This window comes from Roseateles sp. UC29_93 (assembly GCF_042695725.1).
In the GTDB taxonomy this organism is placed as follows: domain Bacteria; phylum Pseudomonadota; class Gammaproteobacteria; order Burkholderiales; family Burkholderiaceae_C; genus Roseateles; species Roseateles noduli_A.
This window is the reverse complement of record NZ_CP170545.1, coordinates 2,889,602-2,901,469: the sequence shown is the minus strand read 5'-3', so window position 1 is coordinate 2,901,469 and position 11,868 is coordinate 2,889,602. Positions and strand designations below refer to the sequence as shown.

9 protein-coding genes are annotated in these 11,868 nt (G+C 66.4%); 8 read left to right on the top strand and 1 reads right to left on the bottom strand.

The genetic code is table 11. From position 1 onward, the window contains the following. The first annotated feature begins 115 nt into the window (after positions 1–115). From ACFJIX_RS13515 to ACFJIX_RS13480, 8 genes are all read left to right on the top strand, one after another. On the top strand, positions 116–1,123 hold the full coding sequence (locus ACFJIX_RS13515) for an alpha/beta fold hydrolase (RefSeq protein ID WP_377160807.1): 1,008 nt from the start codon (positions 116–118) through the stop codon (positions 1,121–1,123). Then, the gene (leuC, locus tag ACFJIX_RS13510) at positions 1,120–2,601 is read left to right on the top strand and encodes a 3-isopropylmalate dehydratase large subunit (protein ID WP_377160805.1); all 1,482 of its coding nucleotides are present in this window, start codon (positions 1,120–1,122) and stop codon (positions 2,599–2,601) included. The genes ACFJIX_RS13515 and leuC overlap by 4 nt, the downstream gene beginning before the upstream one ends. Continuing rightward, positions 2,598–3,233, top strand: a complete 636-nt coding sequence (gene leuD, locus ACFJIX_RS13505) for a 3-isopropylmalate dehydratase small subunit (protein ID WP_377160802.1) — start codon at positions 2,598–2,600, stop codon at positions 3,231–3,233. Before leuC ends, leuD begins: the two co-directional genes overlap by 4 nt. 109 nt (positions 3,234–3,342) lie before the next feature. Continuing rightward, complete coding sequence (locus ACFJIX_RS13500; RefSeq protein ID WP_377160800.1) at positions 3,343–3,585, top strand: hypothetical protein; 243 nt, start codon at positions 3,343–3,345, stop codon at positions 3,583–3,585. 48 nt (positions 3,586–3,633) lie between these two features. Then, positions 3,634–4,275: a hypothetical protein gene (locus ACFJIX_RS13495; protein ID WP_377160797.1), complete on the top strand. Its 642-nt coding sequence runs from the start codon at positions 3,634–3,636 to the stop codon at positions 4,273–4,275. Positions 4,276–4,504: 229 nt separating this feature from the next. Further along, positions 4,505–7,003 (top strand): hypothetical protein, encoded by a 2,499-nt coding sequence (locus tag ACFJIX_RS13490; protein WP_377160794.1) that lies wholly within the window; start codon positions 4,505–4,507, stop codon positions 7,001–7,003. Positions 7,004–7,006: 3 nt separating this feature from the next. Then, complete coding sequence (locus ACFJIX_RS13485) at positions 7,007–9,298, top strand: RHS repeat domain-containing protein (RefSeq protein ID WP_377160792.1); 2,292 nt, start codon at positions 7,007–7,009, stop codon at positions 9,296–9,298. Beyond that, complete coding sequence (locus tag ACFJIX_RS13480; RefSeq protein WP_377160789.1) at positions 9,298–9,543, top strand: hypothetical protein; 246 nt, start codon at positions 9,298–9,300, stop codon at positions 9,541–9,543. The genes ACFJIX_RS13485 and ACFJIX_RS13480 overlap by 1 nt, the downstream gene beginning before the upstream one ends. Positions 9,544–9,581: 38 nt before the next feature. Here ACFJIX_RS13480 and ACFJIX_RS13475 read toward each other — a convergent pair whose 3' ends face one another. Further along, the gene (locus ACFJIX_RS13475; protein ID WP_377161768.1) at positions 9,582–11,858 is read right to left on the bottom strand and encodes a molybdopterin cofactor-binding domain-containing protein; all 2,277 of its coding nucleotides are present in this window, start codon (positions 11,856–11,858) and stop codon (positions 9,582–9,584) included. Between the last annotated feature and the right edge of the window lie 10 nt (positions 11,859–11,868).

Genomic DNA, 11,868 nt, shown 5'->3' with positions numbered 1-11,868 from the left:
TTATGTGCCCTGCATTCACTTCCAGAATCGGGGCCAACGAGGAGTCGGCCATCGCCGACCGTGCCGCCGCTCCCACCCCGTCCCTTCCGGACGGCACGCCCGATCAGGAGACCCCATGCAAGCTTCCCCAGGCGTCCATGCGCTCGATGCGCTGTACCCCGGCTTCCAGCATCTGAGCCTGCCCACCGCCGACGGCGTCCGCATCCATCTGACGATGGGCGGCACCGGCCCCGCGCTGCTGCTGCTCCACGGCCATCCGCAGACGCGCGCGATCTGGCACAAGGTCGCGCCGACGCTGGCCGAGCACTTCACCATCGTCGCCGCCGACCTACGCGGCTATGGGGACTCGTCGAAGCCGGAGGTGCCCGAGGCCTTGCAGGCGCTGCAGTCGCCGTCAACGCCGCCCACGCCGCCGGCGCCGAACGACCATGCCGCCTACAGCAAGCGCACGATGGCTGCCGACATGCTAAGCGTGATGCGCCAGCTCGGGCATGAGCGCTTCGACGTGCTGGCGCACGACCGCGGTGGGCGCGTCGCGCATCGCCTCGCGCTGGACGCGCCGGACGCGGTGCGGCGGCTCGCCCTGCTGGACATCGCGCCGACGCTGGACATGTACGAGGGCACCAACGTCGCCTTCGCGCGCGCCTACTGGCACTGGTTCTTCCTGATCCAGCCGGCGCCGCTGCCCGAGCGCCTCATCGAGTCCGACCCCGGCGCCTACATCCGCGACGTGATGGGCCGCCGCAGCGCGGGCCTCGCGCCTTTCGACCCGCGCGCGCTGGCCGAGTACAAGCGCTGCCTCGCGCTGCCCGGCACCGCGCACGGCCTGTGCGAGGACTACCGCGCCAGCGCCGGCATCGACCTGGACCACGACCGCGAGGACCGCGCCGCCGGCCGGCGGCTGCAGATGCCGCTGCTCGCGCTGTGGGGCCGGGAAGGCGTCGTGCACCGCTGCTTCGAGCCGCTGACGCTGTGGCGCGGCGTCGCCGACGACGTGCGCGGCGAGGCCCTGCCCTGCGGCCACTACATCCCGGAGGAGGCCCCGGAGGCATTGCTCGATCGCGTCCTGCCCTTCTTCACCGCCGACGCCATCGCCATCGATGGCCAGGAGAGCCAGCCATGACCGCCACGCTCGCCACGCTCACACACGCCGGACCGCGCACGCTCTATCGCAAGCTCGTCGACAGCCACACGGTGGCGGCCCTCGACGAACAGAACGTGCTGCTGTTCTGCGACCTGCACCTGATGAACGAGTACACCAGCCCGCAGGCCTTCACCGGCCTGCACGAGCAGGGTCGCGGCGTGCCGATGCCGGGCCAGAACGTGGCGGTGGTGAGCCACATCATCCCGACGCACCCGGTGGCGACTAAGCTGCGCGTGATCGCCGATCCGCCGTCGGCGCTGCAGGCGACCAACCTCAAGGCGAACTGCGACCGGCATGGCATCCGGCTGTTCGACACGACCGACGCGCTGCAAGGCATCGAGCACGTCGTCGCGCCGGAGCACGGAATGATCCGCCCCGGCATGGTGGTGATCTGCGGCGACAGCCACACCACGACCTACGGCGCACTGGGGGCCTTGGGTTTCGGCATCGGGACCACCGAGGTCGAGCACGTGCTGGCCACGCAGACGCTGGTCTACCGCGTCGCGAAGGACATGCGGATCCGCGTCGACGGCGCGCTGCCGATCGGGACGACGTCCAAGGACCTGATCCTCGCAATCATCGGCCGCATCGGCGCCCAGGGTGCGCGCGGCTACGTCGTCGAGTTCTGCGGCGAAGCGATCACCGCGTTGTCCGTCGAAGCCCGTTTCACGCTGTGCAACATGGCGGTCGAGGCCGGTGCCCGCGGCGCGCTGATCGCGCCGGATGCGACGGCGATCGACTACGTGCTCGCCCGCTGCCCCGACCTCGCTGGCGAATGGCGTGAGCCCGCCCTCGCCCACTGGGCGACGCTGCACAGCGATGAAGGCGCGACGTTCGACATCGAGCACCGCTTCGACGCCGCCGAGGTGGCGCCGCAGGTGACCTGGGGCACGAGCCCGGACCAGGTCGCCGCGATCGATGCGCCGATTCCCGATCCGGCGCGCATGGACGAAGGCCCGCCCCGAGCGAGCGCGGAGCGCGCGCTGCGCTACGCCCGCCTGCACGGCGGCGTGGCCTTGGAAGGCACACCGATCCAGCATGTGTTCATCGGCTCCTGCACGAACGGCCGCATCGAGGACCTACGCGCCGCGGCGGCCGTGCTGCGCGGCCGCCGCGTGGCGCCGGGCGTGCGCGCGATGGTCGTGCCGGGTTCCGGCGCGGTGCGCGCGATGGCGGAGGCGGAAGGCCTCGACCGCGTGTTCCTCGATGCTGGGCTCGAATGGCGCCAGCCGGGGTGCTCGATGTGCCTGGCGATGAACGACGACGTGCTCGCCGACGGCATCCGCTGTGCGTCGACGACGAACCGCAACTTCGAAGGCCGCCAGGGCCGCGGCGCGATCACGCACCTGATGAGTCCCGCGATGGCCGCCGCCGCCGCGGTGACGGGTCGCCTCACCGATGTCCGCCGACTGGACCCCGCACCCAGTGCCGTTGCTCCGCAGGAGATCCCGCGATGAACCCCGTCCGCCAAGTCCAGGGCCGCACCGCGGCGCTGCGCCTCGAGAACCTCGACACTGACCAGATCATGCCCAAGCAGTTCCTGCGCGGCATCGACAAGAGCGGCCTGCGCGACGGGCTGCTCTACGACCTGCGCTTCGACGCCGACGGGCGTGAGCGCAAGGACTTCGTCCTCAACAAGCCCGAGTACGCTGGCGTCTCGGTGCTGCTCGGCGGCAACAACTTCGGCTGCGGCTCCAGCCGCGAGCACGCGGTGTGGGGCCTGCAGCAGGCGGGCATCCGCGCGGTGGTCGCGCCGGGCTTCGGCGAGATCTTCTATTCGAATGCGATGGGGAACGGCTTGCTGCTCGTGGCGCTGCCGGAGGCGGAGGTGCTCCGGCTGATGGCCGAGGCGGACCACGTGCCCGACAACGCCGTCACCATCGACGTCGAGACGCTCACGCTGCGCAGCGCCGGCGGCGTCGAGGCGCGCTTCGACATGCTGCCGCGGCATCAGCGGATGCTGTTGGAAGGGCTCGACGCGATCGGGCTGTCGATGACCTACCGCGCGCAGATCGATGCCTTCGCCAAGGCGCACTGGGAAGCGCAGCCTTGGGTCAAGGATGTGGCCAGGCAACGACTGGCCCCGTGAGGCTTCTACTGAGATAGGTCATCGACGGCCGCGATCGCCGGAACTAGCATTTGCCACATCGATTCCGGTTTCTCCAGAAAGGGGTGAGCGAATGCCTCAACCGACCAAGATGTCTGACCTGCCCAACTTCAAGCAGCTTGAAGCGATGGCGCTAGAGGCGGGACGGATGTTGTCCGAATCGAAGGAGCTGTGCGAGACGCTGGCGGCGTCTCACCTGGAATGCCAGGCGCGGATTCTCGCCAAGTGCGGGGGGGACGCTGTTGACCGGAGCTTGAGCAACGCTTCCTCCGAGCTGCTTGCCCGAATGGTGAAAGATCCGTTTCACTTGTCTCGGAAATTCAGGAACATCTGAGCAATCCTTTGATCGGGCAGAGGCGCGGAGCGTGCCTCTTTCTACCTCATGGACCCCTCTGACTTTGAACGCGGTATCGGATCGGTGGCCGTGGCTGTCGCGGCAACGAGTGATTTCTGTCGTCTGATGTACATGCTGGCGAATTCGTTCGCAGACCCGGATCCGTTGGACCTGGATTTCCGCGCACTGAACTCCCGCAGCTCCATCTTCAATGCCGATGACGCCGGGGCAGCAGGCACATTGCCAGAGCTCTATGTCGCGGGCGTTCTGGGCTTCACCAGGGACGTGTTGACCAACTCGGCCAGCCCTCACTACATGCTGGCGTCGACTCGAAGCCTAGTTCAACACTATCTGGAATTTTTCGAGGTCGCTCCCGACGGGCTCGACCTGCTGAAGTACGCCTTGGCCTTTGGCCTGGCTTTGTCCATGTACTTCAAGAACGACAGCGAACGTCACATCCTGAGTGCCCTCGCTCGAATGCGCACGCTGCGGGTGATGTGCTCGGCGGCCTCGGATCTGCGGCCTGATCAGGCCGCACCTGCGGCGGTGATGGTCGCAAAACTCCAGAAGGCCTGGAAGGAGGAGGAGCGCGAGCGCCTGACAGGACTGTTCGGCACGGCATCCCTGCACGAGAGGAAGGCGACGAGCAGCAGGAGAGAGCGTTGCCGGGACGCGCGGCCTTTGGTGTAGGACGTCGAGAGGCAAGGCCTGCCCCCGTGATGACAATGTGACCAAAGGCTACATGTCCTTCGAACCGCTGGTCATGCACCGGCCGCATTGGCAGAATCGCCGACGCTGATCAGGGAGAGAGGCGATCCGGCTCATGGCGCAAAGACGCTGGCCGGCTGCCCGCGAGCGCGGCCACGCAGGCCGTGTGGGCTCCCTGTCGTCATTTCGATGATTCCGGGAGTTCCTCATCATGTTCAAGCACAGGAACGCGCTGCTCGCGTCCATGGCGCTGGCCGGTGCCACGCCGGCATTCGCGCTCGATTGTCACAAGTTCAACGACGCGAACGACTTTGTCGGCCGGCTGACGGGGCGACCCGAGGCACAAGGGCTCAGTGCCTGCTTTTCGTCGCCTGAGGCGCTCAAATCCGAGTTGTGGGCGCGGCTTCAACCGCTCATCGAAGAGCCGATCGATTACGGCGATTTCGTCGAGACCAGCACGGTGACGCCGGGCGGGTGCTCTCCCTACGGCTTCGACGGCAATGGCTATCCCATCCACCGATGTACCTACTCGGTCAAGACGGTGAACCGCGCGAAGCTGTACGACTACCAGACCACCTCCACGACCAACAGCTATTTCGGCATGGTCATGAACTGCGGTGCCCGACTGAATTCGACGTGGCGCCCGGATCTGGGCATGTGCATGGGGTACCGCGACAAGCGACCCGTCGAGATGTGCACGGCAAAGAAGCCAGTGGGCAACCCGATCGACGCATTGACCGGCCGCAAGTCGCAACAGGAGCAAGTGCTGAGCTGGGGGCGCGGTCACTCGCTGGTGCTCAGCTACGACCCGCTCGACGAGTCCCAGAATCTCTCGCGTTATCGCGGCTCGACGCCGCGGTTCGGCGCGCTTTGGCACAGCAACCTTCACAAGCAGGCACTGCAGAACGGCGGTGGTCTGGGTTACATCACCTTCTTGCGCGGCGACGGATCGATGAAGATCTTCGACAGCTACGGCGACACCAGATCGCCGCTCGAGCGCGATCGACTGAAGTGGCTTGGCTATCCCGCTTCCTGGAACTATTACGACATGGCGGCCTCCGCAGTTGAACGCTATGTCTCCAGCAACCTCTCGACCGACCTGAAACGCATCCATTACGCCGATGGCCGTAGCCTCGACTTCACATACGGACTGGCGAAGGCGAAAGAAGCCGGCACGATGATGATCCCGGTGATCGCCGGCGTCACCGATGAAACGGGGCGAACACTCAGCTTCGAGTACGAGCCCGATCCCGTCTATTTCTCGACCGTCCGGGTCAAGGCGGTCGTCGATCCGGCGGGCCGCAGGTTCACCTTCGGTTATGCCGGTGAGGGGCTGGCGACCATCGGTTCTCCCGACGGGACGACGCGCGGCTACGTCTACGGCAATGCCAGCCTGCCCTGGGCCATCACCGCGCGTATCGACGAATCGGGCGCTCAATACGGCACCTATGAGTACGACAGTGCTGGCCGCGCGATCTCGACCGCGACCGGTAGCCAGGGCGAGCGATGGGGCATCTCATGGACCCGCATGCCCAAGTGGGTCATCACGGAGACGGACGATCTGCCAAACCGCCGGATCGTCCGGGAGCGCACGCTGATCGAATCGATCCAGGCCGTGCTCATCGGGCCGGACGGACGGCGGGAAGTCGCGGACAGTGTGCCACTGATGAGCTCCCCGATGCTCACGGGGCAGTCGCAGCCGGCCGGCGCCGGGTGCGAAGCGGCCAGTTCCTCCGTCGACTACGACGGCGAAGCCAATGCGATCCGTCGCGCGGACTTCAACGGCGCTCAGTCGTGTCATGCCTATGTGGCGGGCCGCCAGTTGGAGTCTGCCCGCGTCGAGGGTCTGGCCGCCGGCACGGCCTGCTCGCCTGTGCTGACTGCCGGTGCGCCAGTTCCGACCGGTGCGCGAAAGGTGACTTCGCAATGGCACCCGGATTGGCGCATGGCGACGAAGACGGCCGAACCGCGTCGCATCACGACCCTCGTCTACAACGGGCAGCCGGATCCCTTTAACGGCAACGCGGTGGCCAGTTGCGCGCCCGCCGACGCGAAGCTGCCGGATGACAAGCCCATCGTCGTGTTGTGCAAGCGCGTCGAGCAGGCGACGACCGATGAGACGGGGGCGCTCGGCTTCGGTGCGACGCTTCAAACAAGTGTCCCAGCACGCGCGACGAGCTGGACCTACAACGCCACGGGTCAGGTCTTGACGGAGACTGACTCGCTCAACCGCGTAGTCGTCACCAACGAGTACTACGCCGACACGACCATCGACCACACCAAGGGCGATCTGAAGTCGTCGAAGAATGCCGCGGGGCACCTCACGAACTTCACGCGCTACGACGCCTACGGAAAACCGCTTGAGGCGGTGAATGCCAACGCGACCGCGACGACTTACACCTATGACCTGCGCGAGCGACTGACGTCAGTGACAAGCGCGGGCTCTACAACCAGCTACGAGTACTGGCCGACGGGCCTGCTCGAGAAGTCGTCCCAGCCAGACGGCAGCGCCGTGAACTACGAGTACGACGATGCGCATCGACTCGTCGCCGCGTCGGACACGCAAGGCAACCGCGTCGAATACACGCTCGACCAAAGCGGCAACAAGACCGGTGAAGTCGCCAAGGACCCGCAGGGAGCGCTCAAGCGGACGATGAGCCGCGCGTTCGATGCACTGGGCCGGGCACAACAGACGACGGGCAGGGAGTAAGCCATGCATCACCTCTACGGGCACCTGAAGTGCCGGAACACACTCGCGTCCACCGTGGCCGCGTTCATCGGAGTGATCGGCGCCGTGGGGCCGATCGCCCATGCGGCGACGCTGCCGCCTCCACCGGTTTCCCCGGCTCCGATCACCGACTACGAGTACGACGCCAAGGGCAATCCGACGAAGGTCATCAAGGCCAAGGGCGTCTCGGGCTTCGGCTTTGCGACGACCAACGCGTATGACCCGTTGGACCGCGTCAAGACCAGCACGGACGCTCGCAACGGCGTGACGCAACTGGGCTACGACGGCATCGACCAGCTGAAGCAGGTCACCGATCCGCGCAGCCTGGTGACCTCGTATCAGCGCAATGGGCTGGGTGACCTCACGCAGTTGGTGAGCCCGGACACAGGCACAGCCAACAGCACCTATGACGCGGTCGGGAACCTGCTCACCCGCACGGACAGCCGCGGCGTGCTGACGACCTATGGCTATGACGCCCTCGACCGAATGACCTCTGCGGTGTACACGCAGAGCGGCCAGACGACGCAAAACTACGCGTGGACCTACGACCAGACCAGCGGCGACTTCGGTGCCGGGATCGGCCGGCTCACGACGGCCACCGGCACCGCAGGCAACACGAAGTACGGCTACGACGCCAAGGGCCGTGTAATCACGGTGATCCAGACGGTGGGGACGGCGGTCTTCACCACGCGCTACGGGTACGACCTCGCGGACCACGTCATCAGCATCACCTACCCGTCGGGTCGCGTGCTGACCATCCAGTACGACGCGGGCCTGCCGGTGAGCATGAGCCTGGCCAAGGATGCGTCGAGTACCGCGCAGCCGCTGATCAGCGGCATCCAATGGGAACCGTTCGGTCCGGCACGCAGCTGGAACATCCAGTTGACCGCTGGCCCGAAGCCCATCGAACGAGTCTTCGATCAATACGGCCGGATCGTCCGCTACTCGCTGAACTCCCGGGTCCGAGACATCACCTACGACGCGGCGGATCGCATCGTCAGCTACACGCACCTGGACGCGACCACCGGTCAGGCAACGGCCGAGGCCCAGTCGCTCAATCAGAGCTTCGGATATGACGAGCTTGGCCGCCTGACCGGCATCGTCACGCCCACCTCAAGCTGGTCCATCGGCTACGACGCCAACGGCAACCGGACCGGCGTGACGCTCAACGGAACAGCTCGGGCCTACACGACGGAGACCACGAGCAACCGCCTCACGAGCATCGGCAATCCCACGCGAGGTTTCGGCTACGACGCGATGGGCAACACGCTGAGCGATACCGGGCTCGCGTATTCGACGACCTACCGGCTCGACGGCCGGATGGGGACGATCACGAAGGCCGGCGTGACGACGACCTACAGCTACGACGCGGGTGGTCAGCGTGTGCGCAAGATGTCGGGCTCGACCACCACGCACTTCAGCTACGACCAGAGCGGCCAGATCTTGGGCCAGTACTCCGGCACGACGCCCTCACAGGAGTACGTGTGGCTGGGCGACATTCCGGTCGCGGTGCTTCACGGCGCATCGCAGGATCCGGAGGTTCTCTATGTGTTCTCGGACCACCTCGGCGCACCGCGCGTCATGATCGACAAGAACAACGGTGGCCGCTGGCGCTGGATCAGCGAGCCGTTCGGGAACACCGCGCCAGAAGAGGCGCCAGGCGGCCTCGCGCCGGTGACGCTCAACCTGCGCTTCCCCGGCCAGTACTTCGACAAGGAGTCGGGGCTGAGCTACAACTACTTCCGGGACTATGACGCGACGACGGGGCGGTTTGCGCAAAGCGATCCCATCGGGCTGGCTGGTGGCGTCAACACGTACAGCTATGTCGGCGGTGATCCCGCATCGCTCATCGATCCGACGGGTGAGTTCGGCATCCCCGGTGCAGTGGGGGGAGCTCTCGTGAACGGAGGCATCCAGTTCGCCGTGAACTACTATCTTGGTGGCGGAAACGCTGCGGATGCTGCGCGCTGCGTGGATTTCCGCAAGGTCATCACCTCTGCCGCCGTGGGCTTCGCTGGACCCACCCTTCTTGGGAACAAGCTCATTCCGATGGGGGCAACCAGATTTCTCGGCAAGAAGGTCGGCGTTGAATATGCCCTCGGCAGCGTTGCCAAGACCATGGGACTAGGGACGACGCTTAACACCCTGACGAGTCTGAGCGAACAGCCCCCGCTGCATTTCTTTGGAGCGGATGAGTGCGAATGCCAGAGGATCAGGGAGAACATCAAGAACAAGGCCGGACACCTTGGGCACGTACTGACTGGGTTATTCCTCTGATGACAACGTTGCTGTTCGTGGCCGGATTTCTCCTGCTTCAGGGCATCGTGATCATCTCGGGGATCAAAGGCCTTCTCAGCGGCAGTCGAACGGCCTACTACGCCGCGCTCTATTGGTCCCCGATCGTCCTCTTATTGATCGGCTGGGTCGCCAAAGATGACGATTGGATCGTGGGCGGAATCATTCAAACCGTCTTCTCGTTGGCTTACCACGTCCACATCTCTAATAGCAAAAGAGAGCCTTGAGATCTCACTCCTTGCGCTCCTCCTAATGGGACGGAACCTCACACCGGAAACGGCAGACTCCTGATCCTCTTCCCCGTCAGCACCGCCATCGCATTCGCCATCGCTGGCGCAATCGGCGGGACGCCGCATTCGCCCATGCCCGTCGGCGGGTCGGCCGACGGCACGACGTGCAGGTCCACCTTCGGCGCATCCACATGGATGGGCACGCGGTAGTCGTTCCAGTTGCCCTGCTCGACCTCACCGTTCTTCAACGTGATCTGCGCGCCCGGCAGCGTCATGCCGACGCCCATCACCAGCGCGCCCTGCACCTGCGCCTCGATCGTGCGCGGGTTCACCGCGAGGTTGCAGTGCACCCCCGCCGTGACCTTGTGCAGCACCGGCCGGCCGTCCTTGATCGACACCTCGACCACGTACGCGACCACCGTGTTGAAGGACTCGTGCACCGCCACGCCCCAGGCGTGGCCCTTGGCGAGCTTGGTCTTCCCGTAGCCTGACTTCTCGACCGCCAGATCCAGGGCCGCGATGTGCCGCGCATGCTTGGCGAGCAGCTGCCGCCGGTACGCCACCGGATCGATCTTGCCGGCGCGCGCCAGCTCGTCGACCAGCGTCTCCATCACGAAGGCGGTGTGCGTGTGGCCGACCGAGCGCCACCACAGCACCGGCACGTTGACCTTCGGGTGGTGGACGTCCAGCGCGATCGGGAACGGATAGGCGCTCTCGGCCACGCCTTCGGTCATCGTCGCGTCCGCGCCGTTCTTCACCATGAAGTCCGCGAACGGCGTGCCCATCGTGATCGACTGGCCGACGATCACATGCTTCCACGCGAGCACCTTGCCCTTGCCGTCATGCGCGATCTCGACGCGGTGCAGGTGCGTCGGGCGGTAGAAGCCGCCACGCACGTCGTCCTCGCGCGTCCAGATCATCTTGATCGGGCCGCGCTTGCCCGCGGCGTGGCGCGCCTTCGCCACCTGCGCGGCTTCGACGAGGTAGTCCGAGGTCGGCGTCGCGCGCCGGCCGAAGCCGCCGCCCGCCGTCATCGTGTTCAGCGTGACCTGCTCCGGCTTCAGGCCGAGCACCCCCGCCACCTGCGCCTGGTCCACCGTCTGGAACTGCGAGCCCACCCACACCGTGCAGCGATCGCCTCGGAAATCGATCGTGCAGTTGAGCGGCTCCATCGGCGTGTGCGCCAGGTACGGGAAGGTGTACTCCGCCGTGATGCGGCTCGGAGCGCCCTTGCCCGCGCTCGTCGCGTCCAGCGCGGAGGTGTCCGCCTTCTGCACCGACGCGCCCGGCTGCTTCGCCAACGCGCGGAACTGCTCCAGCTGCGCCGCGCTGTCGACGCGCTCCAGGCCGCTCAGGTCCCAGTCGACCTTCACCAGCTCGCGTGCCTTGCGTGCGGGCCAGAAGCCGTTCGCGATGATCGCCAGCCCGCTCGCGCCGCTGCTCAGCGGGACCTGGATCACCTCCTCGACGCCGGGCACGGCCAGCGCCGCCGCTGCATCGAACTTCGACACTTTCCCGCCGAAGACCGGCGGATGGACCATCACCACCGTGCGCAGGTCCGGCAGCTTCACGTCGATGCCGAAGTCCTGGCGCCCCGTCGACTTCGCGCGCGCGTCGAGCCGGTTCATCGGCTTGCCGATCAGCTTGAACTGCGACGGCTCCTTGAGCTTGACCGTCGCCGGCACCGGCTCCGCGAAGGCCGCCTGCGCCAGCACGCCGTAGCCCAGCCGCCGGCCGTCCGGCGCGACGACGCTGCCCGACTCGGTCCGCAGCTGCGCCGCCGGTGTGTTCAGCTGCTTGGACGCCGCGGCGACCAGCATCGCGCGCAGGCGGGCGCCGATCTCGCGGTACTGCTGCCACGACGCCTTCATGCTGGTCGAGCCGCCCACCATCTGGATGTGGAAGAACGGATCCTTGTAGGCCTCGCCCGCCGGCGCGAGTTCGCAACGGACCTTGCTCCAGTCGGCATCCAGCTCCTCGGCCACCAGCATCGGCAACGCGGTCTGCACGCCCTGGCCGAAATCGATCTTGCCGATCGTCACGGTGACGATGCCGTCGCCGTCGATCGCCACGAAAGCCGACGGCTGCTGGAACGGCTTGAGGCCTTCCGGCGCGCTCGCCGCGGAAGCGCCGCTGCCCGCGGCCTCCTGCGCACCGGCTCCGGTCGCGTACGGTGCGAAGCCCGACGCGAGGCTCATCTTCAGGAACACGCGGCGGCCGAGGCCTCCCGCATCGGCGATGGCCGAGGCGGCAGTAGAGACGGAGGAATCCTCGATGCCATCGGGCAACTCGCCGCTCAGGTACTGGAACATGGGTCGCATG